At 60.8% G+C, this 23,191-nt stretch carries 19 protein-coding genes; 13 read left to right on the plus strand and 6 right to left on the minus strand.

The genetic code is table 11. The features are described 5' to 3' along the window. The first annotated feature begins 117 nt into the window (after window positions 1-117). Window positions 118-468 carry a winged helix-turn-helix transcriptional regulator gene (locus tag XX99_RS22435; RefSeq protein WP_050061645.1) on the plus strand — a complete coding sequence of 117 codons (351 nt, stop codon included), beginning with the start codon at window positions 118-120 and terminating at the stop codon, window positions 466-468. Window positions 469-634: 166 nt separating this feature from the next. Here XX99_RS22435 and XX99_RS22440 read toward each other — a convergent pair whose 3' ends face one another. After that, window positions 635-1,105, minus strand: coding sequence for an AI-2E family transporter (locus XX99_RS22440; protein ID WP_050061646.1), 471 nt, complete (start codon window positions 1,103-1,105; stop codon window positions 635-637). 57 nt (window positions 1,106-1,162) lie between these two features. Beyond that, on the minus strand, window positions 1,163-5,716 hold the full coding sequence (gene gltB, locus XX99_RS22445) for a glutamate synthase large subunit (protein ID WP_082125852.1): 4,554 nt from the start codon (window positions 5,714-5,716) through the stop codon (window positions 1,163-1,165). A gap of 205 nt (window positions 5,717-5,921) precedes the next feature. Between gltB and XX99_RS22450 the strand changes: the two genes are divergently transcribed. The 10 genes from XX99_RS22450 to XX99_RS22495 all read left to right on the plus strand — a co-directional run bounded on the left by XX99_RS22450 (window position 5,922) and on the right by XX99_RS22495 (window position 16,078). After that, entirely contained in the window at window positions 5,922-6,377 is a 456-nt protein-coding gene (locus XX99_RS22450; RefSeq protein ID WP_050061647.1) for an arginine repressor, read from the plus strand. Between the two features lie 74 nt (window positions 6,378-6,451). Then, window positions 6,452-7,510, plus strand: a complete 1,059-nt coding sequence (gene argC, locus XX99_RS22455; protein WP_050061648.1) for an N-acetyl-gamma-glutamyl-phosphate reductase — start codon at window positions 6,452-6,454, stop codon at window positions 7,508-7,510. A gap of 93 nt (window positions 7,511-7,603) precedes the next feature. After that, window positions 7,604-8,386 carry an acetylglutamate kinase gene (gene argB / locus XX99_RS22460; RefSeq protein ID WP_050061649.1) on the plus strand — a complete coding sequence of 261 codons (783 nt, stop codon included), beginning with the start codon at window positions 7,604-7,606 and terminating at the stop codon, window positions 8,384-8,386. Between the two features lie 209 nt (window positions 8,387-8,595). Then, the gene (locus XX99_RS22465) at window positions 8,596-9,849 is read left to right on the plus strand and encodes an aspartate aminotransferase family protein (RefSeq protein ID WP_050061650.1); all 1,254 of its coding nucleotides are present in this window, start codon (window positions 8,596-8,598) and stop codon (window positions 9,847-9,849) included. 43 nt (window positions 9,850-9,892) lie between these two features. Continuing rightward, complete coding sequence (gene argF, locus XX99_RS22470) at window positions 9,893-10,864, plus strand: ornithine carbamoyltransferase (RefSeq protein WP_082125890.1); 972 nt, start codon at window positions 9,893-9,895, stop codon at window positions 10,862-10,864. 166 nt (window positions 10,865-11,030) lie between these two features. Continuing rightward, entirely contained in the window at window positions 11,031-12,383 is a 1,353-nt protein-coding gene (argG, locus tag XX99_RS22475; protein WP_050061651.1) for an argininosuccinate synthase, read from the plus strand. 17 nt (window positions 12,384-12,400) lie between these two features. After that, window positions 12,401-13,870, plus strand: a complete 1,470-nt coding sequence (gene argH, locus XX99_RS22480; protein ID WP_050061652.1) for an argininosuccinate lyase — start codon at window positions 12,401-12,403, stop codon at window positions 13,868-13,870. Further along, window positions 13,857-14,378: a GNAT family N-acetyltransferase gene (locus tag XX99_RS22485; protein WP_050061653.1), complete on the plus strand. Its 522-nt coding sequence runs from the start codon at window positions 13,857-13,859 to the stop codon at window positions 14,376-14,378. Before argH ends, XX99_RS22485 begins: the two co-directional genes overlap by 14 nt. Before the next feature lie 142 nt (window positions 14,379-14,520). Then, a complete protein-coding gene (locus XX99_RS22490) occupies window positions 14,521-15,267 on the plus strand; it encodes a hypothetical protein (protein WP_050061654.1) in 747 nt (248 codons plus the stop codon). 253 nt (window positions 15,268-15,520) lie between these two features. Beyond that, window positions 15,521-16,078: a hypothetical protein gene (locus XX99_RS22495; protein WP_050061655.1), complete on the plus strand. Its 558-nt coding sequence runs from the start codon at window positions 15,521-15,523 to the stop codon at window positions 16,076-16,078. A gap of 145 nt (window positions 16,079-16,223) precedes the next feature. On the opposite strand, the gene XX99_RS22500 is transcribed toward XX99_RS22495, so the two are convergent. Next, window positions 16,224-16,511 (minus strand): Dabb family protein, encoded by a 288-nt coding sequence (locus XX99_RS22500; RefSeq protein WP_050061797.1) that lies wholly within the window; start codon window positions 16,509-16,511, stop codon window positions 16,224-16,226. A 174-nt stretch (window positions 16,512-16,685) separates the two neighbouring features. Here XX99_RS22500 and XX99_RS22505 point away from each other — a divergent pair, with 174 nt between their 5' ends. After that, entirely contained in the window at window positions 16,686-18,515 is a 1,830-nt protein-coding gene (locus XX99_RS22505; protein WP_050061656.1) for a beta-L-arabinofuranosidase domain-containing protein, read from the plus strand. 32 nt (window positions 18,516-18,547) lie between these two features. Here XX99_RS22505 and XX99_RS22510 read toward each other — a convergent pair whose 3' ends face one another. Genes XX99_RS22510 through XX99_RS22520 form a run of 3 tightly spaced genes read right to left on the minus strand, consistent with a single transcriptional unit; the run spans window position 18,548 to window position 21,735 of the window. Further along, window positions 18,548-19,915, minus strand: a complete 1,368-nt coding sequence (locus tag XX99_RS22510) for a GntT/GntP/DsdX family permease (protein WP_050061657.1) — start codon at window positions 19,913-19,915, stop codon at window positions 18,548-18,550. Between the two features lie 55 nt (window positions 19,916-19,970). Further along, a complete protein-coding gene (locus XX99_RS22515) occupies window positions 19,971-20,363 on the minus strand; it encodes a RidA family protein (RefSeq protein WP_050061658.1) in 393 nt (130 codons plus the stop codon). A gap of 22 nt (window positions 20,364-20,385) precedes the next feature. Continuing rightward, window positions 20,386-21,735 (minus strand): N-acyl-D-amino-acid deacylase family protein, encoded by a 1,350-nt coding sequence (locus tag XX99_RS22520; protein ID WP_231581565.1) that lies wholly within the window; start codon window positions 21,733-21,735, stop codon window positions 20,386-20,388. Between the two features lie 173 nt (window positions 21,736-21,908). On the opposite strand from XX99_RS22520, the gene XX99_RS22525 reads away from it, so the two are divergent. After that, window positions 21,909-23,180, plus strand: coding sequence for an amino acid deaminase (locus XX99_RS22525; protein WP_050061660.1), 1,272 nt, complete (start codon window positions 21,909-21,911; stop codon window positions 23,178-23,180). Window positions 23,181-23,191: the final 11 nt, after the last annotated feature.

Genomic DNA, 23,191 nt, shown 5'->3' on the forward strand with positions numbered 1-23,191 from the left:
GTCATCTCATTCATTTGGTTTAATAAAGCAACCATATTTGCAGCATGGCAGACTCGGTATAATAATGCAACCTGCTGGCTTCATAGGATGAAGTCCAGCGCACGAGGTCGAAATACTATGCAGCGTAAGAGTATGAAGAACTCGCCTTGCGCAATCGCGCGGACCTTAGACGTGATCGGCGAATGGTGGTCGATCCTCATCCTGCGGGACGCATTTCAAGACAAGAGGCGGTTTACCGAGTTTCAGCAGAGTCTTGGGCTGGCTAAAAATGTGCTGAGCTCCCGCTTGCGCAAACTCGTCGACAACGGCATTTTGGAAGTGGCTCCCGCATCGGATGGGAGCGCGTATCACGAATATGTCTTGACTGAAAAAGGGCGATCCTTGCAGCCTGTCTTGACTGCTTTGAATGAGTGGGGTGAGGCTCATCTTCCCAAAGGCAGGAGGGGAGTGAGTGCGGCTAAAAAGTGATCGTCGTTTTGATGGTCAACGGACGATAGAAGAATCCCTGCGACTCTTCGATTCGGGCTAACATTTGGATGTCGGATCTGCTGAGATTCTTCGCTTCGCTCAGAATAACGTTTCTAATTAAGAGTAGTTTTGAAGCGGATTGAAGCCGATCAGAGGCGGTCGCGCTTTACTGCGTGCCATCCTTAGGTCTGCGGAAGGCGTAGATCACGGCCAGCAGTGGTGGCGCGAGAAGGACTCCCCAGAAGGGGATGACGATGCCGAGGGCGATGGGCACGAGGATCGACGCCCAGATGGGGATGCGGCTTACGCGCTTCAGGAGGAGCGGCTGCAGCGCGAGCTGGTCTATCACGACGATCAATGCGTAGAGGCCTAATACGAGGCCGAGACGATACATGTCGTGGCCGCTGAAGAGGATCATCAGGACCGGGAAGATGACGGTGATGACTCCGCCGAAGTTGGGGATGAAGGTCATCAGGCCGCCGATGAGGGCCCAGACCGGCGCCAGCGGAACGTGAAGCAGCAGCAGGCCGATGAGCCAGAGAACGGCTACAAAGAGAGCTTCGAGGGTAACCGCCTTCCACCAGTTGAAGAGCGCCGTTCCGGCGGTTCGCGCGTGAGTGCGGAGGTCTGGTGGCATCGATGAAAGTATAGATGCGGTGGAAATAAGATGCGGGCGGGCCGCCTGGCCGCAGGCTTATGCCTGCGGCTTGGGGGTTAGGCGGATGAAGCGGGGGGCCAGCTCGTCCCACTTGGAGAGGAGCCAGTAGGCGCGGGTGCTGGCGGTCTTCTCGGCGTGGAGCTGGACGAAGCCGCGGATGCTCTCCCTGGCTTCGCCGTCGAGGGTTTCGTAGGGCTCCGGAGTGAGGAAGTCGGGGTGATACATGCCCCGGGTTAAGAAATCCCCATCCTCGTCGAAGACCCAGGCGAGGCCGCCGGTCATACCGGCTCCGAAGTTGTAGCCGGTGGCTCCGAGAATGACGGCGAGACCGCCGGTCATGTACTCGCAGCCGTGATCGCCGACGCCTTCGACGATGGCCAGTGCTCCGGAGTTGCGGACGGCAAAGCGCTCGCCGGCGCGGCCGGCAGCGAAGAGCGCTCCGCTGGTGGCTCCGTAGAGAGCGACGTTGCCGAGGATGACGTGCAGCTCGGATTGGAGAGCGGCGCGACCTTGTCCTCTCAGGATGAGCTCGCCGCCTGAAAGCCCCTTGCCGACGAAGTCGTTGGCCATGCCCTTCAGTACCAGCTCCAGACCGGATGCGGCGAAGGCTCCGAAGGATTGGCCGGCGACGCCGGTGAGGTTGAAGGTGAGGCGGCCTTCGGTGCGGACGCCGGAGGTGTGAAGCAGGGCCAGCTCGCCGGAGAGTCTTGCACCGAGGGTGCGGTCCTCATTCGAGACCAGCGCGTCGTGGACGTAGTGCTCGCCGTTGCGATAGGCGGCAAGCGCGGGCTCGAGCCAGGCTTCGTCGATGGGCGGAGTTTGAGTGAAGCGGGTATTGCGCTTCCCTGCCCAGCGAGATTCTTCCTGTGCGGGTGCTGCGAGAAGCGGAGCGAGATTCAGAGAGCCGTCGTGGCGGACCTGTTCGAGCAGATCGGTGCGTCCGATGGCGGCTTCGATGGAGGGCAGGCCATACTGCGCGAGCAAGACGTGAAGATCGCGGGCCAGCTCTTCGAAGAAGCGAACGACGTGCTCGGGGCGGCCGCGGAACTTGGCGCGGAGATCGGGGCGCTGTGTAGCGATTCCGGTGGGACAGGTGTTGAGATGACACTGGCGGGCCATGTCGCAGCCGAGAGCGACGAGGACTGCAGTGCCGAAGGCATACTCGTCGGCTCCAAGGAGAGCGGCGATGAGGATGTCGCGAGCGGTGCGGAGTCCTCCGTCGCAGCGCAGGCGGACGCGGCTGCGCATGCCGTTGGCGAGGAGCACCTGCTGGGCTTCGGCGAGGCCGAGCTCCCAGGGATTGCCGGCGTACTTGATGCTGGAGAGCGGAGAGGCTCCGGTTCCACCATTGTGGCCGGCGATGACGATGTAATCGGCATAGGCCTTGGCGACACCGGCAGCGACGGTTCCTACTCCGCATTCCGAGACCAGCTTCACTCCGATGGCGGCTTTGGGATTCACGCGCTTCAGATCGTAGATGAGCTGGGCGAGGTCCTCGATCGAGTAGATGTCGTGGTGCGGCGGCGGCGAGATGAGCTGAACGCCGGGCTGGGCGTGGCGCAGGCGGGCGATGAGCTCGGTGACCTTGTGGCCGGGGAGCTGTCCGCCTTCGCCGGGCTTGGAGCCCTGAGCGACTTTGATCTCAATCTCCTCGGCGTGCATGAGGTATTCGGTGGTGACACCGAAGCGGCCCGAGGCCACCTGCTTCACCTTGTTGTTGAGCAGGTGCGACGGTGTCGGCTTGCCGAGCAGGTCAAGATCGACGTTGGGCTGATAGACGGCGGGATCTTCGCCGCCCTCGCCGGTGTTGGAGCGCGCGCCGATCATGTTCATGGCGGCGGTAATGGTCTGATGGGCCTCGGGGCTCAACGAGCCTAAAGACATGGCAGACGCGATAAAGCGCTTGTACATGCTGCTCGGCGCTTCGACGTGCTCGAGAGCGAGCGGCGCGCCGGCGGGACGGATTTCGAGCAGATCACGCAGGGATGCGGGCTGTTTTTCGACGGCCTGCGTGGAGAAAGCAGCCCAGGCGATGGCCGGCTCGGCCACGGCGGCGACACCGCGAGCGGTTCCGACGACGGTCTGGAGCGCCTTCACGGTCTGCGGCTGCCAGGAGTGCGGCTCGGCCTTCTCGGCCTTGCGGAAGCGCACCCATCCGTAGTCGGGAAGGTCTTTGGTCACTGTGGCCGTGGGAGCAGGCGAATCGCCTTCCGGAGCTTCGCTGTTGTTGCCGAAGCCGCCGAGCCATATCTGGCGGATGTGCTCTTCGAGCTCGGCAAAGCCGATGCCGCCAAGCGGGGCCGGGGTGCCGTAGAAACAGCGGTCGACGACTTCCTGGCTGAGGCCGAGGGAGTCAAAGAGATGCGCGCTGCGGTAGCTGTCCACGACCGAGATGCCCATCTTGGACATGATCTTGGCCAGGCCCTGATCGAAGGCGTGGAGGAGATTGGCCTCGCCCTTTTCGGGGTTGAGGCTGCGCGCGGTTTCGAGAGCCAGCCACGGGCAGACGGCTCCGGCGCCCATGCCGAGGAGAACAGCAGCGTGGTGCAGGTCGCGGCAGTCTCCAGCCTCGACAGCGAGGCCGGAGCGGGTGCGTTCGCCGGCACGGATCAGAGCCTGATGCACCGCTCCCAGGGCGAGGGCCATGGGGATGGGCGCGGCATTGCGGTTCTCGCCGGTCACGCGGTCGGTCAGCAGCAGGATGGCAGCTCCGCCACGAACGAGATCGATGGCCTTGGCGCAGATTTCATCGAGTGCTGCACTCAGCGTTGCCCCCTGAGGCAGTACGCACTCGAGCGTCGCCAGCGGCAGGTTGTTGGCCAGCGCGTGCTGACGGGCGCGAAGGTCGTGCAGCTGTGCCAGCGAGAGAATCGGCGAGGCCAGGGACAGGCCGGGCAGCGGCGAGCGCTTGTCCAGCATGTGCGGCCAGGGGCCAAGACGGGTATGAAGCTGGACGACACGAGCCTCACGCAGCGAATCGATGGGCGGGTTGGTCACCTGCGCGAAGCGCTGGCGGAAATAGGCATAGACGGGACGGGGCGCGCGCGCCAGCGGAGCGAGCGGCGTGTCGTCGCCCATCGACCAGATGGCGTCTTTGCCGTCGAGAGCCATGGGCTTGAGGATCATGTTCACGTCTTCGCGGGAGTAGCCGAAACCCAATTGGAGGCGGGTGAGTTCGGCAGCGTCGAGCGGCGGATCGGGAACGTGCTCTTCGAGGGTGTGGTCTTCGAGCAGGCGTTCGTATAGCGGCGCGGCGGCGTCGAAGATCTCCTGAATCTGCTCGTCCTCGTAAAGCTTCTTCTCGTCGAGATCGACGACCAGCATCTGGCCGGGGCCGAGGCGGCCACTGTGAACGATGGTCTCGGGATCGAGATCGACCAGGCCGGCTTCAGAGCCGAGGACGACGAGGTTGTCCTGGGTCACGAAGTAACGACAGGGACGGAGGCCGTTGCGGTCGAGGATCGCTCCGACCAGATATCCGTCAGAGAAGGCGATGGCGGCAGGACCGTCCCACGGCTCGGCACAGTCGGCGGCGTAGGAGAAGAACGCGGAGCGCTTCCCGGTGGCGGCCGGCGGGATGAGCATGCGCAGGGCTTCGGCCACGGTGCGGCCATTGCGGGCCAGCATTTCGACGGTTTCGTCGAGGCTGGTGGAATCGGAGCCTTCAGGAGTGAAGACCGGCTTCAGTCCGTCCTCAAAGGTGGCGGCGCGAGCGTCCATGCGGGCGCGGTTGCCCCAGACGGTGTTGATCTCGCCGTTATGGGCCAGCATGCGCAGCGGCTGGGCGCGATCCCAGGAGGGAGCCACGTTGGTGGCGTAGCGCTGGTGGAAGAGCGCGTAAGAAGTGGTGAAGGCCTGGTCAGTGAGATCGGGGTAAAAATCGGCGAGCAGGCGACCGATGCACATGGCCTTGTAGACCATGTTCGAGGCCGAGAGCGAGCAGACGTAGGCTTTGTCGTCTCCGCGAGAGCTCTGGCCGCGCTCGAAGTGCTTGCGTGCGAGATAGAGGCGACGCGCGAATTGTTCAGCGTCGTCCGCGGTGACGAGCGCCTGCCGGATGATGGGCAGGGTGGAGAGCGCAATTTCGCCGAGGACATCCTTGCGGATGGGCACCTCACGCCAGACCAGCACCTTCAGATTTTGGTCGGCGAGGGACTGCTCGAATTCCTCCAGTGCGGCGGGCAACGTTGCGGCGGCCTGCTGTGGGAAAAAGACCACACCCACGGCAAAGGGGCGATCTGCGGCGAGATCTGCGCCGACTGACTTCAGAAGAAAATCGCGGGGAATGCCGGTGGAGATGCCGATGCCGTCTCCCGACTTGCCGTCGGCAGCGATGGCGCCCCGGTGCTCGAGACGAGCGAGAGCGGTAAGTGCTTTCTGCAGAATGTCATGCGATGGCTGATTGGTCAGCGTCGCGACGAATCCTACGCCGCAGGATTCATGTTCGAAGCGGGGATCGATGAGACTCGCGCCGGTGAAACAACAAGCACTGGAGCGGGGGGCGGCTGTACGGACGGGTTCCGAGGAAGAATGAGAGCTTTGTGGGCGCTCGAACGCTGGCTTGGAATCAGAAAAATTTATGCAGCCCATATGACACTATACGGCCCTTCTGTCGCGCAGGCATCGCGAAAATGTATTGATTACAGGGAGCCGGAAGGCTTTATAAAAAATTGCCATAGCCTGCATCAATAATATTTATTGAAGAGCCTTGACAGACGCCCTGCGTATATTTATACATTGAAATGTATTTTTATGCATAAGGCGCGGGTGAGTTTCTGGCCCGCGATTTTCTATTTTGACGAAGTATGACCGACATAACGCGATCCGGGAGCTTGTAGCCAGCGCGGCTGTGACTAGCCAGGACGAGCTGCGCCGCAAATTGGTGCGGCGTGGCTTCGACGTGACCCAGGCGACGCTGTCGCGGGACATTCGCGAGATCCGTCTCTATAAGGGGCCGAACGGTTATGCGCTGGCCAACGGGAACGGTTTGGCGATCGAAGACGAGGAGGACGATTCTCCGTCGGTCGAGGACGTGCTCTCGAGCTTCGGACTGAAGGTGAAGCAGGCTCTCAATCAGCTGGTGCTGATCACGACGCATGGCGGAGCGCAGCCGGTGGCTCTGGCCATCGATCGCGAGGATTGGGATGAGGTGCTGGGAACAATTGCCGGAGACGACACGATTTTGATCATCTGCCCCGACCAGAAGAGCGCTTCGGCGCTGCGTGACCGGCTGGAAGAGATGATCGGCTAGGGACTAGCCGGGACTCGCCGTCCAGGCGATCGCGCTTCGCGCAGGAACAGAGCAAGATTTGGAGTAATCGTTTGATGAAGGATTCGATACAGACAGCGGTTTTAGGAGTGAGCGGATATGCCGGCGCGGAGTTGGCGCGGCTGCTGTTGCATCATCCCAATTTGAAGGGGCGTCCGCCGGTGTTTCTGGGCCGGGCGGAGGCGGGGCAGGATTCGTCTTTAACCGCTCTGCATCCGCAGCTGGTGGATAACAATGGCTCGGCGGGACTGAAGATCGAGCCTTTCTCGTGGGAGCTGTTGAAGGAGCGGGGAGTTGAGGTGTTGTTCCTGGCCACTCCGCACGAGCAATCGCGGGAGTATGCGCCGCTGGCGCTGGAGCACAGGATTCGCGTGATCGATCTGAGCGGGGCGTGGCGGTTGAGCGAGGCGGACAATCGCGCCGTCTACAAATTCGATGACGATGGCAGCGCGGTAACGGCGGCGGTTCAGACGAAGGCCGTGTACGGCAGTCCGGAGCTGCATCGCGATGAGATTCGCGATGCGGAGCTGGTGGCGAATCCCGGATGCTATGCGACGTCGATCATTTTGGGGCTGAAGCCTCTGGTCGCGGCGGGCGTTTTGGATTTAGATCGCGGGATCATCTGCGATTCGAAATCGGGGGTGTCGGGCGCGGGCAAGGCTCCGTCGGCGAAGACGCACTATATGTATGCGGCGGATAATCTTTCGGTCTACGGCGCTTTCTCGCACCGGCACATGGGCGAGTTGCTGGAGCAGCTGGGCCTGGACCGCTCGCAGATTGTTTTCACTCCGCATCTGCTGCCGATTCCGCGGGGGATTCTTTCGACGATCTATGTGACGTTCCGAGAAAAGAAGAGCCCCTCCGAAGTCGATGCGCTGTATCGCGAATTTTATGCCGGCAGCCCGATGGTGCGGATTTTCGGCGCGGGGCATCTGCCGCAGATTCAGTATTCGGTGCGCACGAATTATTGCGACATCGGCTTCGAGCTGGATAAGGACGGACGGCGGTGCATCGTCGTCTCCTGTTTAGACAACCTGTTGAAGGGTGCAGCCGGACAGGCGGTGGAGAATCTAAATCTGATGTGCGGTTGGGACGAGGCTGCGGGGTTGGAATAGGGCACAGGGCACAGGGCACAGGGCACAGGGCACAGGGCACAGGGCACAGAATTTGATAGTTCGTTAACGATTGAGAGTTGCGAGGCAATACCGATGAAATTTGTAGTGAAGCTGGGTGGGGCGGCGCTGGAGAATCCGGAAATGCTGCATGCCTGTGCGCAGGCCATCGCCGATATGGTGAAGGACGGCAATCAGGTCGCGCTGGTGCATGGCGGCGGCGTGCAACTGACACGCACGCTCAAGCTAATGGGCAAGCAGAGCGAATTCATCTCCGGGCTGCGCGTGACCGATGCGGAGACGCGCGACACGGCGGTGATGGTGCTGGGCGGTCAGGTGAACAAAGCGCTCGTCGCTGCTCTGGGCGGGCATGGACAGGCGGCGATGGGGCTTTCGGGCGGCGATGGACTCATCTTTCGCGCACGCAAGAAGCGGACCGCGCCGGATCTTGGCTATGTGGGCGAGATCGTCGCGTCCGATCCGCGCTGGCTGGACGCGATCTGGCAGATGGGCGCGGTGCCGGTGATTTCGAGCATCGCGCTGGGCTTTGATGGCGAGTACTACAACGTGAATGCCGACGAGATGGCGGCAGCATGCGCCGCAGCCTGCAAGGCCGATGCGCTGGTCTTCCTTACCGACGTGCCGGGAGTTCGCGGAGCCGATGGCGAGGTAATGCGCTGGCTGAATGTGGATCAGATTGCGGGGCTGACTCGCGATGCGGTGATCAGCGGCGGCATGCTGCCCAAGCTGAGCGCCTGCCGCGAAGCTCTATTGCAGGGCGTGAAGCGGGTGCGGATTCTGCCTGCAGAGGTCGCGTCCGTGCTGCCGGATCTATGCAGCTCGCGTGTTTCGTTTGGGACGGAAGTGCTAGTGGCATAACAGCGGGTCGCTGAGAAGCGGGTGGCTAAGGTCCGGTTGGCTGAAGAGTGGGTGGCTCAAGTTCGGGCGGCGTGTGGGCTTGGAGCACAGTCCCCACATCTCAAAAGCGAGATGTGGGGCACCCGGCGGGTGGTGCAAGTCGGTCAGCTTAGAAACGGCTAGCGTGAAACATTTTGCGTGATCGTTTTGAGATTGTTTTAGGAGCAGTTATGAATTTAGAAGAAATCAAGGCGGCGGAGGCGAAGTTGCTGCTACCTACCTATGAGCGCAATCCGATTCTGTTTGTTGAGGGCGAGGGAGTCTACCTTTTCGACGAAAAGGGTGAGCGCTATCTGGATCTGTTGAGCGGCATTGGGGTGAACGCTCTGGGCTATGGGCATCCGGCGATTGAGACAGCTATCGCGGAGCAGAGCCGCAAGCTGATTCATCTCTCCAATCTCTATTTTCATGAGGGACAGGCGGAGCTGGCGCTGCGATTGACGGAAGCCAGCGGCATGGATCGCGCCTTCTTCTGCAACAGCGGCACCGAGGCATGGGAAGCGTCTCTGAAGTTGGCGCGCGCCCACGCGGGCCTGCTGCGCAGCGAGGGCAAGAACATCGGCACGAAGTTTCTGGCTCTGGAGCATAGCTTCCACGGCCGCACCATGGGCTCCGTCGCGACGACGCACAAGGCAAAATATCGCGAACCTTTCGAGCCGGTGATGCCGGGCGTGGAGTTTGTCGCATTCGATGACATTGCGGATCTGACGGCGAAGTTTTCATCGGATGTTTGCGCGGTGTTGATCGAGGCGATTCAAGGCGAGGGTGGAATTCGTCCTGTGTCTCAAGAATTTATGACTGCTGCGCGCGAGCTTACGCGCTCCACCGGAGCGTTGCTGATCTGCGATGAGATCCAGGCAGGCATGGGCAGGACGGGCAAGTGGTTCGGGTATCAACATTACGACGTTCAGCCGGACGTGACCACGGTCGCGAAACCTCTGGCTAGCGGGCTGCCGCTGGGTGCAATGCTTTGCACCGAGGAAGCGGCCCGCGCGATTCATCCCGGGATGCACGGCACGACGTTCGGCGGCGGTCCGTTGGCTTGCGCTGTTGCGCTTGCGGTCTTCCAGACGATTGAGGACGAGAAGCTGCTCGAACATGTAACTGAAGTTGGCACGTATTTCCACGAGAAGCTGAAGGATCTGGCCGAAAAGCATCCAGCGATTGTGGAAGTGCGCGGCATGGGATTGATGCTGGCTGCGGAGCTCGATTCCGCTGACCTGGCCAAGGACGTGGTCGCCGATATGCTGCAGCGGCACATCCTGATCAACCGAACCAGCGAGGCCGTATTGCGTTTTCTGCCCCCGTACATTCTTGGCCGCGAGCATGTGGACACGGCTATCTCCGCACTGGATGAAATATTGACGGAGCGCGCGCCGCAGGGCGCAGGCGCGGCAACGACGGGAGGCAAACAGATTGTCTAGTAAGCCTTATCTACTCAATGAAACGGAAGAACAGGTGGGTACGATTCCCTCCCCCATAGAGTCGCTGGCGGGACGCGACCTCTGCTCGATTGCCGATTTCTCGACGGCCGAGATTGCCGCAGTAATGCAGCTGGCGCACGACGTGAAAGCAAATCCTGCGGCTTTCCGCTGGGCTCTCGATGCCAAGCAGATGGTGATGTTCTTCGAGAAGGCCTCGCTGCGCACGCGGCTGACCTTCGAGACGGCGATCAATACGCTGGGCGGCTCGGCGATCTTCGTCGACCAGACGCAGTCTCCGCTGGGAGAGCGGGAATCGCTGGCGGATATGTCGCGCAACCTGGAGCGCTGGGTATCGGTGATCGTGCTGCGCACCTATGCGCACGAGACCATTACGGAGATGGCCTCCTACGCGGCTTGTCCGGTAATCAATGCACTGAGCGATCTCGAGCATCCCTGCCAGGCTCTGGCCGATTTCCTAACGATTGAGCAGCGCTTCGGCACAGCCAAGGGCGTGCGGTTCACTTACGTGGGAGACGGCAACAACGTTTGCCACTCGCTCATGCTCACCGCGGCGCAGCTGGGCGCGCATTGCGTGGTGGGATCTCCGAAGAACTATGCGCCCAAGGCGGATATCGTGGCGCAGGCGCGGGCGATCGCCAATACCACGGGCGGCAGCGTGGAGTTGGTGACCGATCCGGTAGCCGCGGTGACCGGGGCGGATGTTGTCTACACCGATGTTTGCACCAGCATGGGCTTCGAACATGAAGTAACGAAGCGCGCGCCGATCTTCAAGCCCTACCAGGTGAACGAGCAGCTGATGTCGCATGCTGCGTCCCACGCGGCGTTCATGCACTGCCTGCCGGCGCATCGCAACGCCGAAGTGACAGATGCGGTGTTGGACGGTCCGCAGTCGATGGTCTTCGACCAGGCGGAGAATCGCATGCACGCGCAGAAGGCTTTGTTGCTTCTGCTGTTGGGTGGAGCTCAGGGCTCAGGGCTCAGAGCTCAGGGTTGAGTTTCCTACGTTTATGGGTGTCCCACGTCTCAGAAGCGAGATGTGGGCCACCCTTCAGAGTAGAGCGCCAGCACCCGCTAGCCTCTTGGCTTTCAACGCCCTCACCGTAGAAACGCGGACCGAGGTTCTCACCGCTAAGACGCGAAGAACGCAAAAGGATTAGGAAATGTCTGTCATTCTTGAAAGTCTGCCGGTCGGCCAGAAAGTCGGCATCGCTTTTTCCGGGGGCCTGGATACCAGCGCCGCGCTTCACTGGATGAAGCAGAAGGGCGCGTTGCCCTATGCCTACACGGCGAATCTCGGGCAGCCGGACGAAAGCGACTACGACGCGATCCCCCGCAAGGCGCTGGAATATGGCGCGGAGAAGGCGCGGCTGATCGATTGCCGCGGACCGCTGGTGCGCGAAGGAATTGCCGCGCTGCAGTCCGGCGCCTTTCACATCTCGACTGCCGGTGTGACGTACTTCAACACCACGCCTCTGGGACGCGCGGTCACCGGCACCATGCTGGTCACGACGATGAAGGAAGACGGCGTCAACATCTGGGGCGATGGCTCGACCTTCAAGGGCAATGACATCGAGCGCTTCTATCGCTACGGGCTGCTGGTCAATCCGAATCTGCAGGTTTATAAGCCGTGGCTCGATCCCTTGTTCATTGACGAGCTGGGCGGACGCGCCGAGATGTCAGCCTTCCTGCAAAAGGCCGGCTTCGGTTACAAGATGTCTGCCGAGAAGGCCTACTCCACGGACTCCAACCTTCTTGGTGCGACCCACGAAGCCAAGGATCTTGAGCAGCTTTCGAGCAGCATCCGCATTGTCGAGCCCATCATGGGCAGCGCGTCCTGGCGGGACGATGTTGAGGTGAAGCGCGAAGAGGTGACGGTTCGCTTCGAACAAGGCTTTCCAGTCGCGCTCAATGGTGTGGAGTTTTCCGACCCGGTCGAGTTGCTGCTCGAAGCCAATCGCATCGGCGGACGCCACGGCCTGGGCATGAGCGACCAGATTGAGAACCGCATCATCGAGGCCAAGAGCCGCGGCATTTATGAGGCGCCCGGCCTGGCTCTGCTGTTCATTGCGTACGAACGCCTCATCACTGGCATTCACAACGAGGACACCATCGAGCAGTACCGCGAGAATGGCCGCAAGCTGGGCCGCCTTCTTTATCAGGGACGCTGGTTCGATCCTCAGGCCATCATGCTCCGCGAGTCGGCGCAGCGCTGGGTGGCGAGCGCCATCACCGGGCAGGTCACGATGGAGCTGCGTCGCGGTAACGACTACTCGATCCTCAATACGGAGTCGCCCAACCTCACGTTTCATCCCGAGCGCCTCAGCATGGAGAAGACCCAATCTGCATTCTCTCCGCGCGACCGGATCGGCCAACTCACCATGCGCAATCTCGACATCACCGATACGCGCGCCAAGCTGCTGACCTACGCGCAGAGCGGTCTCATCACGCTGAGCCATGGCTCGGAGATGCCGCAGCTGAATAGCGGAGTCGCAAAGAGCGAGGAGCAATCGTGAGCGAACAACCTCTCAAAATGTGGTCGGGACGCTTTCGCGAGCCGTTGGACCCGGTTTTCGATCACTGGCAGCGCTCGTTCAAGTTCGACCGCGCGTTGCTCTCTCAAGAGGCGGCAGCCAGCAAGGCACACGCACGCGCGCTGCTGGCCGCGTCCATTCTGAACGAGAGCGAATTTCAGACGATTGTCGATGGGCTGGATTCGATCCTCGATCGCTTCATTCAGCAGCCGCACAAGCTGGGCGAGAAGCCACACCAGCCTGAAGCGATGAACGCCGATGCCGAGGACATTCACCACTTCGTCGAGATGAAGCTGGTGGAAGCGATCGGCGATCTGGGGCTCAAGCTTCACACCGGGCGTAGCCGCAACGAGCAGATCGCGACCGACCTGCGGCTGTATATCCGCTTCCGCATCGATGTGTTGATCGCGCATCTAGGCGCGTGGGCCGCGGCTCTGGTGGAGCAGGCAAAGACCGCCGGCGATGCGGTAATGCCGTCGTACACGCATCTGCAGCGCGCGGAGCCGGTGCTGGTGGCGCACTGGCTGCTGGCGTATGTGGAGATGATCCTTCGCGATGCCTCGCGCCTTGAAGACTGCGCGCGGCGTTTGAACTATTGTCCACTAGGCTCGGGCGCAGTTGCCGGGGCCACGCTGTCTCTGGATCGCACCATCGCTGCGGAAGAGCTGTCCTTCACCGCTCCAACGGCGAACAGCATGGATGCGACCAGCGATCGCGATTTTGTGCTGGAGTATCTGCAGGCCCTTACGTTTGTGGGACTGCATGCGAGCCGTTTTGCCGAGGAGATGACGTTGTTTGCGACGGCGGAGTTTGGGTTCATCGAGCTGCCCGAGGCGTTCTCGACCGGCTCGAGCGCGATGCCGCAGAAGAAGAATCCGGATTTGACGGAGCTGGTGCGCGGGAAGGTTGGGCGGATCAACGGCGCGGCGCAGACAGTGACGCTGCTGCTCAAAGGGCTGCCGCTGGCTTACAACAAAGATATGCAGGAGACGCAGGAGCCGGTCTTTGAAGCCACGCGTACGTCGCACATCATGGTCTTTCTGCTGGCGAAATTTACGGCTGCGCTGAAGTTCCGGACAGATCGCATGAAGGCAGCGTGCGAGAGCGGCTATTTGAACGCGATGGCCGCGGCTACGTATCTTGTCTACAAGGGAGTTCCCTTTCGCAAGGCGCACGAGAAGATCGGCAACGCGGTTCGCTTTGGTCTGGAGAGTGGACGCGAATTGGGTAAATTGACGTTGGACGAGTTGAAGGAATTCGGGCGGGAGTTCGAGCAGGACTTCTATGCAGCAGTGACGCTCGAAGCCACGCTCGACTGCCATGACGTCATCGGCGGGACGGCTCGCGCGCGTGTGCGGCAGGCACTGGCGGAGGCGGAGACTCGCGTGAAGGCGTTGGCGGACATTTATGGAGCGGTGAGCCTCGGCAATGAGGAGCAACACCACGAGGTAAGCCATGCGGGTGCGTAAGGCTCGCCTGCAGGATGCGACCAACATCTACGAGCTGGTCAACAGCCTGTCGAGCGATGGCACGCTGCTGCGGCGGGTCTTTGCAGAGATCTGCGAGAACGTGCGCGACTTCACCGTCGCGGAGACCGACTCCGGAGTCTTTCTGGGCTGCGGCGCGCTTCATCTTTATGGACCGCACCTGGCCGAGGTGCGGTCCATCGTCGTGAAGCCGGAGGCCAAAGGGCAGGGCGCGGGCGGGCGCCTGCTGCAGGCGCTGCTGGATGAGGCGGAAGATCACGGCATTGGGTGCGTGTGCCTCTTCACGCGCATCCCCGACTTCTTTTTTCGCTACGGATTCCGCGAAGTGGAAGACCGCGCGGCTTTGCCGGATAAGATCTTCAAAGACTGCCAGAACTGCCCGCGCCTCTACCGCTGCGATGAAGTGGCGATGGCACGGGGACAGCTGCCACGCGTCTCGATCCTGGGACCGAGGATTCAGGCGGAGCAGCTGGTGCGAATCGGCGGCTGATCGGGTCTGGGACTGGCCGTCCAGGCGACTGCGCCTTTTGGCGCCGAGCAGCAATCACATCTCTTTCGCTGAGTTCGCGCGATGTCTTCCCGGTCGTTACAATCGAGTGGGGATGGCGGATGCTTCGCACCTCACCTGACACATGAACTGGAAACTTGACCTCGCTCTCTTCTCCTGCGCTCTGCTTGGCCTGCGCCATGGCTTCGACTACGACCATCTGGCCGCTATCTCCGACATTACGGCTGTGCAGAAGAGCTGGAAGCAGGGCATGCGCCTGGGCGTGACTTATGCGCTGGGCCACGCGCTCACCGTGGTGACGATGGGCGCGCTGGTGATCATGCTGCACATCCCGCTGCCTGCGCGGCTGGATAACTGGACGGAGCGGTTGATCGGCGCGACGCTGATCGTACTCGGCATCGGAGTGATCGCCAACCTGATCAAGCATTCGCATTCGCACCGTGCGATTCAGAGCCGCTGGGCCATTCTCATCTCGGGATTGCAGTACGGATGGTGGCGCGTTCGCCGCATCTTTGACCCCCTTGTCCCCCGGCCCGAGCCGTTTTCCTGGAACTACGGCGGAGGATCCGTCTTCGCCATCGGCATTCTGCATGGATTGGGTGCAGAGACACCGAGCCAGCTAATGCTCTTTCTGTTGGCGGCTAGCCTGGGCGGCACGGTTCACGGGTTTATGGGGCTGCTGGCCTTCGCTGCGGGGCTGGTGCTGATGAATACTCTGATGACCGCATCGCTGGGCGGCATCTTTGGCGCGGGGATGCATCGGCCGGCGGTCTATCGCTGGGCCGCAGTGGCGGGTGCGATCTACAGCTTCGCGATCGGCGTGATCTTCTTGCTGGGCTCATCGGACCGGCTGCCTTCGCTGGGCGGTTAGTTCCCTGCTATGGCTGACCGGACTGTGCAACGCAGGTCCTTCGATGCACTCCACACTTCGCTGAGATTCTTCCTCCCTTTGCTCGTCAGACTTAGGGTGCCGGCAGTATCCCTCTGAAGCTGCGGACGTAGCCGTATCTTCTTTGTGTGATTTCATTCCTTACGAGTTATGCTTGCGTTCCAGGAAGCGGCGGCTGTAGATTCATTCGCTGCTCTGGCATGCATCGTAGTTTGGGGAGGAGTTCTTCGTACCTATGCATTGGACAGGCGCAATCATCCTGCTCATCTTCGCTGCTCTCGTGGCAGCGATCATGCTTACCCTGCTTCATCTCACCAAGCTCGGAAAGCTGGTGCATGAGGGAATCCCCGACCGGTCGCGGCGCAGGATGTTTCTGGCTGCTGTGAGTTTCTTCATCACTTTTCTGGGCGTGCGGTTGCTGGTGACGGCGATCACGCACCACATCGGTCCATTCGGATGGGTGATGGTAGGCGGCCGACATATCCATCACCTGGTGTGGGGCATCTTCCTCCTGCTGGCGGTGGGCTATGCGTGGACGGCGGAGTGGGGAAATGGAACTACGACGATTTCTCTCTTCTGCAGCCGGCTCTTTGCCATTCTTTATGGGGTAGGCGCGGCGCTGACTCTGGATGAGTTTGCGTTGTGGCTCAACCTGCAGGCCAATGATTACTGGACTTCGCAAGGACGCGAGAGCATCGACGCCGTGATTTTGTTTGGGGCGCTGCTGGCTGTTGGTGCGTGGGGCGCTCCGCTGTTTACTGCGTTGCGGAGCAAGGGCAGGCAGGCCTCGTGATGGTTGACCCGAAGGCCGCGTGATGCTGGCGGCTCCTGAGCGCGAATATTGGGAACAGAAACTGCAGGTCCCTCCACTTCGCTTTGCTTCGGTCGGGATGACAACGCGAGGGGATGGCGAGGACGCTGGCGGAGCTGAATCGCTCTTAGCTTTCGAAATCGACTTCGATCGGTTCGATAAGCGGCACCAGCCATTCGAGGAGGGCTTGATGGACGGGGTGGGCGCCGTAGGAATCGAGCGCTGTGCGGTTGGCAAACTTCATCACGCCGCCGAGTTCGTATCCTTGCGAGCGCGGGGAGATGTTTTCTCCGACCCAGGTTTCGAGCAGGCCGGGAATCTTGCCCTGCAGATCGCGAATTGCTGCGATGGCGCGCTGCTTCTGCTCTGCAGTGACACCGGGTTTCCAGCGGAAGGCGAAGGTGTGGATGAACATGGAAGCCATTTTAAGGGGTGGTGTGGATCCGCGCGCAACAGATCGCCGGGGTGGTCTTGACAGGGAAAGCGGTGGACAGGTAAACCTTTTCTCAATCCCGTACTCAGCGAAAAAGCGCGCCGGCCGCCGGTAGCTGGGCGCCTCTCAATAAAATATCGATCGACGTGGAGAATTATGTACCGGACCTCTCGCAGAAGTTTCCTCAAGGCAGGCGCGACCGCTGCCGCGGGCGCCGCCTTCCTTCGCCGTTCCTCTCTGGCGGCGGTGACGGACGCCGTCTCTACGAAGCTTACCCAGTTCGACTACGCGGATGTGAAGCTGCTCGATGGCCCGCTGCTCGAGCAGTTCAACACCAATCACGCGTTCTTTCTGGGGCTCGATGAAGACGCGCTGCTGAAGCCGTTTCGGCAGGCAGCGGGATTACCGGCTCCGGGCGAGGATATGGGCGGGTGGTACAGCTGGTCGAAGGATTTCGATCCGCCGCACAACATGACCGGCTACGTGCCGGGGCATACCTTCGGGCAGTATCTCTCGGGATTGGCTCGAGCCTGTGCTGCGACCGGAGACAAGCCGACCCGCGAGAAGGTGCAACGCCTGGTGCGCAACTTCGCGCCCACGGTGAGCGAGAAATTTTACGTGAACTATCCGCTGCCGGCTTACACCTTCGACAAGACGAACTGCGGGTTGATCGACGCGCACCAATTTGCGAGCGATCCTATGGCCCTGGCGGTGCTCGGCTATGCGACCGATGCGGTGCTTCCCTATTTGCCGGAGAAGGCGCTGACGCGGCCGGAGATGGAGGCGCGACCGCACAAGAACATGGCGTATACGTGGGATGAATCGTATACGCTGCCGGAGAACTTTTTCCTGGCTTACCGGCGCAGCGGCGATCCCCGCTATCGGCAGCTGGCCCAGCGCTTTTTGCAAGACGATACCTACTTCGATCCGCTGGCCGAGGGGCGCAATGTACTGCCTGGGCAACACGCGTACAGCCATGTGAACGCGCTGAGCTCAGCCTCGCAGGCTTATCTGGTCCTGGGCAGTGAGAAGCATCTGCGCGCGGCACGCAACGGCTTCGGGTTTGTCCTCGATACGCAGAGTTTTGCAACCGGCGGCTGGGGGCCGGACGAGAGTTTTCGCAAACCTGACAGCGGCGATCTGGGAAGCAGCCTTGCCAAGACGCATGCCAGCTTCGAGACTCCGTGCGGAGCTTACGGACACTTCAAGATTGCGCGCTACATGATGCGGGTGACGGGCGATAGCCGCTACGGCGACAGCATGGAGAAGGTGCTGTACAACACGATTCTGGGCGCGAAGCCTCTGCAGCCGGATGGGCGCAGCTTTTACTACTCGGACTACAACAACTCGGGGTCGAAGTTCTATCACGGAGACAAGTGGCCCTGCTGTTCGGGCACTTTTCCGCAGATCACGGCGGACTATGGGATCAGCTCTTACTTCCGCTCGCCGGATGGCGTCTATGTGAACCTTTTCGTTCCATCGCAGGTGAGCTGGCGGCAGGGCAGCGCACGGGTGGCTTTGGAGCAACGCACGCAGTATCCGTATTCGCCGGAGATTACGATGCATGTTCACACGGATCGCGCGGAGAGCTTTGCTATCTACCTTCGCGTGCCGCAGTGGGCGGGAAGTAAGACGATGCTGGCAGTGAATGGGAAAGCGGTTTCGGTCGAGCTGCGGCCGGGATCGTTCATTCCTTTGCAGCGGGAATGGAAGGACGGCGACCGGATCGAATACAGCATCGATATGCCGCTGCGTCTGGAGAGCGTCGATGCGCAGCATCTGCAGACTGCCGCGTTGCTGAATGGCCCTCTGACGCTGTTCGCGGTCGACCCGCTGGACAGCCGCTTCACACGCGCGCAGCTTTTGGCGGCGCGGCAGCAGGGGGCTGGATGGAGAGTGGCATCGTCTGGCCAGCCGGTTACTTTTCTATCCTTCGGCGAGATTAGAGATCAGAAATATCGTTTGTATCACGACGTAACTGCGTGAGGACGCGGTGGAGAGCCCGGGGCTCCATGCGATCAGATTGCGAAAGAAACGACCAGGGCTAAGAGTAATCCAGTCACCGCGATGATCGTCTCGCAGACCGACCAGGTCTTGATGGTCTCGACCACGCTCATGTTGAAGTACTCTTTGACCAGCCAGAATCCGCCGTCGTTGACGTGGGAGAAGATGAGCGATCCGGCTCCGGTGACGATGGCCAGCAGCTCGGGGCGAACTCCGGGATTCTGCAGCGCGATGGGAGCGACGATGCCGGCCGCGGTGGTCATGGCCACGGTCGATGATCCGGTGGCGAGACGCATGAGAGCCGCCAGGGACCAGGCCAGAATCAACAGCGGAACATGGCTGTGCATGGCGACGGCGATGATCGCCTTCGAAACACCGCTGTCCTGAAGGATGCGGCCGAAGCCTCCGCCGGCGCCGACAAGGAGGGTGATGGTTGCGGTGGGTGCGAGGCACTCATTCGTAAAGCGCAGAATGGTTTCGCGGGTAAAGCCTCGCATTTTGCCGAGGGTCCAAAAGCTGAACAGTACGCCGATGAGCAGTGCGATGTCATCGTTGCCGACTAGGTGCAAGGCCTCATTGAGGGCGCTCTTGGGCGCGAAGATGGCGTCGGCCCAGCTTCCGAACAACATCAGCAGAACGGGAACAAGTATCGTAAGCAAGGTGACGCCGAAGCTGGGAAGCGGGCGCTGTCCTTGACCCGGATCGGCGGCTTCGCGATCGGCGAACTGTGCGGCCATCGGATTCTCTGCGGCGAGGTGGATATGCGGCGCAATGATTCTCGCGTAGACGGGACCGGCAAGGATCGCCGTGGGGATGCCGATGAGCAGCGCGTAGAAGATGGTGCGCCCGACATCGGCCTTATAGACCGTGACTGCGAGCAATGCGGCGGGATGCGGCGGGACGAGTCCATGGACTACGGAGAGGCCAGCGAGCATGGGAAGACCGACTAGAATCAGCGACGTTTTGGTCTGGCGCGCGACGGTAAAGGCGATGGGGATGAGGAGGACGAAGCCCACCTCGAAGAAGGCGGGAAGGCCGACGACCAAACCGATGAGCACCATGGCCCAGCTGATGTTCTTTTCACCGAAAAGCTTGATCAGCGTATATGCGATGCGATCTGCGCCGCCTGACTCGGCCATCATCTTTCCGAGCATGGTGCCGAGAGCCACGACTACGGCGATGTGGCCAAGGGTTCCTCCGAGACCCGCTTCGAAGGAATGAATCACGGTTTGCAGCGGCATGCCTGCGACCGCGGCAAGCGACAGCGATGTGACCAGCAGGGTGATGAAGGGGTTGAGCTTGAAGACGGCGATGAGCACGACCAGGCAGATCACCGCGACCAGGGCCGATACGAGCAGAAAGATGCTGTGGTGATCAATCATGGGCAGCGGTGTCGCTCTGGGTTCGTGGATTTAGGAAAACGAAAACGGGTCCTGATTAAGCAGATGGCGACTTATAGGCAATGCAATCAATTTCCACCTTGCAGTCGACCACCATACTTGAGACGACGCAGGCGCGGGCCGGAGGATTCTCTCCGAAATACTCTTTGAAGACGGTATTGAAGGAAGAAAAATCACGCGGATCGTCGAGCCAGACACCGCAGCGGACGACGTGCTCCGGCGTGTATCCTGCTTCAGCGAGAATGGCCAGCAGGTTGCGAATCGCCTGGTGGGATTGGGCTACGACATTGCCCGTGATGACCTCGCCGTTCACCATCGGAACCTGACCCGAGACGTAAAGCCAGCCATCGGCCTCCACTGCGCGCGCGAACGGAAGGTGCTGACCACCTGTACCCTTGCCACCTTCGACACCATACCTCTTGATGCTCATCTGTATCCCTTTCTTCTTTCCACTACTGTATCCAGGCTTTTTTTCCACGGCGGAGAAAACGCCCCGCGCGATTCCCCGTCGATCCACTCGCGGTATAGGAGAGGACGCCGTTCACCCAGACGCTCTCGATTCCTTCAGATGCCCGCACCGGATCAGCAAATGTAGCCGTGTCGATTACTTTTTCCGGATCGAAGAGCACCAGGTCTGCGTGATATCCGGGCCGAATCAGGCCGCGATCGGCAAGACCGAAGCGATGGGCCGGCATCTGCGTCATCTTGTGGACCGCTTCCGGCAAGGTCAGCAACCGCTCTTCCCTACTGTATTTCCCTAGCACGCGAGGGAAGGTGCCCCACAATCGGGGATGAGGGCGAGGATCGTTGGGCAGGCCGTCGGAGCCGATCATGGTTGCGGGATGCTTTAATATCCGCCGCATGTCTTCTTCTGAAATGCTGTGATAGATGGCTCCGGCGGGCTGGAGTTGTCGCGCCGCATCGAGCTGAGTTACATTCCACGACCCTGCGATTTTGGCGAGCGATTGTCCTGCGACTTCCGGATGCGGAGTGCTCCAGGTGATGGTGATCTCGACACGCTCGTCGACCTGGCGCAGATCGAGGGTGCTGGAACCGGCGGCATAGGGATAACAATCGCAGCCCACGCATTGTGCGGTCCGTGCGTGATCGAGCGCGTGCAAGACTTCGCCGCTGCGGCCCCAATTGGCGATGCCCGCGCACTTCAGGTGCGAGACGATGACCGGCACGCGGCTGAGGCGGCCGATACGAAAGGCTTCCTCCATCGCGTCCAGGATCGCTTCTGTTTCGCTGCGCAGGTGCGTGGTGTATACGGCTCCCGCGGCTGCCAGCGGCTCGGCTAGCGCCAGTACTTCTTCGGTCGAGGCCGCGTTTGCGGAAAGATAAGCGAGCCCGGAACTGAGGCCCAGCGCCCCGCCGTCGAGGGCTTCCCGCAGTTGCGCGCGCATTGCTTCGACTTCGGCATCCGTGGCGATCCGGTCGAGGCGGTCCATGTGGTTGTTGCGCAGCGCGGTGTGACCTACCAGTGCTCCAACGTTGACAGCGGGGCGCGCCTCGGCAAGTGCGTCTACATATGCGGCGAAGGTTGGATAGCGGAAGGCATCCGCCTCTCCAAGCAGGTTCATTGGATCGGGCGGCCCACCGCGCAATTGCACAGGCGCGGCGGAGATACCGCAGTTACCCACGATGACGGTGGTCACTCCCTGAGATATTTTGGGCAGCATCTCCGGAGTGCGGATAACGCTGGTGTCGTCATGAGTATGGACATCGATGAAACCAGGAGCCAGCGCGAGACCCGCGGAGTCAATGACGACCGATGCGCGACAATCCAGAGATCTACCCATCGCTCCGATACGATCGCCTTCGATGGCAACATCCATGCATTCAGGGGAAGCATTGCTTCCATCGATGACGTTCGCGTTCCGGATCAGTATGTCGCAGTTTCGCATGTCAGGTCGTTCAGATATAGCCTATATCGTATCCGTGCGTTCGCGGAGATGTTGTGTGGAGGGGTCGTTTGAGCAATCGGGATCTCAGGCATTCGGCGAAGATTTCGCCTTTGAACAAGGGACTTGGGGCGCTTGGCGGGGCGCTCGAGGTAGAGGCGGCCGTGAAGCTCGGCTGGAATCTGCTGCATGAGGACCTCAGCCTGCCTACAGCTGTTCTCTATGAAGATCGCCTGACTCACAATCTTCGCTGGATGCAGCAATTCGTAACTGAGTACGGAGTGAAGCTCGCGCCGCACGGCAAGACTACGATGGCTCCCAAATTATTTGAGCGGCAACTGCAGGGTGGAGCCTGGGGCATTACGCTGGCCACGGCTCATCAGACGCTGGTGGCGTATGAGCATGGGGTGCGCCGCGTATTGATGGCGAATCAGCTTATTGGCAAAGCCAATATGTCGATAATTGCGCACCTGCTCGAAGACCCGGCGTTCGAATACTACTGTCTTGTCGATTCGGCCGCGCAGGTCGATCAGCTTGGTGCGTACTTCAACGCAGCAGGCCGTCGGCTGCTGGTGCTTCTCGAGCTGGGGGCTGCGGGGGGACGAACGGGCGTGCGGGATGACGAGCAGATGTCCTCGGTGCTTGGCGCACTCTCTCGCTGGAGCGGCGCGCTGGTATTGAGTGGAATCGAGATCTATGAGGGAGTTCTCAGCGACGACGCTTCCATTCGCGCCTTCCTCCAGCGTGCGGTGGAAGTTACACGAAAGTTGGCGGAGGAAAAGCGCTTTGAGCGCGCTCCGATCCTTCTCTCTGGTGCAGGTTCAGCCTGGTATGACGTGGTTGCCGAGGTTTTTTCCGCTGCCGGATTCGGAGACGCGGTCGAAATCGTTCTTCGCCCCGGCTGTTATCTCACGCACGACGTAGGCGTCTACCGGGAGGCGCAGAAAAATATCGAGGAGCGTAATCCGATCGCACACCGGATGCGTTCCAGTCTTCTGCCTGCGCTCCAGGTCTGGGCGTACGTGCAGTCGATACCGGAGAAAGATCGGGCCATCATTGGATTGGGCAAACGCGATGCGGCCTTCGATGCTGGGCTACCTACGCCTGTGCTGCACTTCCGGCCAGGAAACAAAATCCCTGAGGCCGCTGCGGCGCACTGGTCGCTCACCAAGATGATGGATCAACATGCTTACATGCTGATCGCGAAGAATGACGATCTTCGCGTGGGCGACATGATCGGCTTCGATATCTCGCATCCGTGCCTGACCTTCGATAAGTGGAGGACGCTGCCGATCCTGAATGCCGGCTACGATGTCGTGGATATTGTCGAAACCTTCTTTTGATCTGCCATCGC

This window comes from Silvibacterium bohemicum (genome assembly GCF_001006305.1).
GTDB lineage: Bacteria > Acidobacteriota > Terriglobia > Terriglobales > Acidobacteriaceae > Silvibacterium > Silvibacterium bohemicum.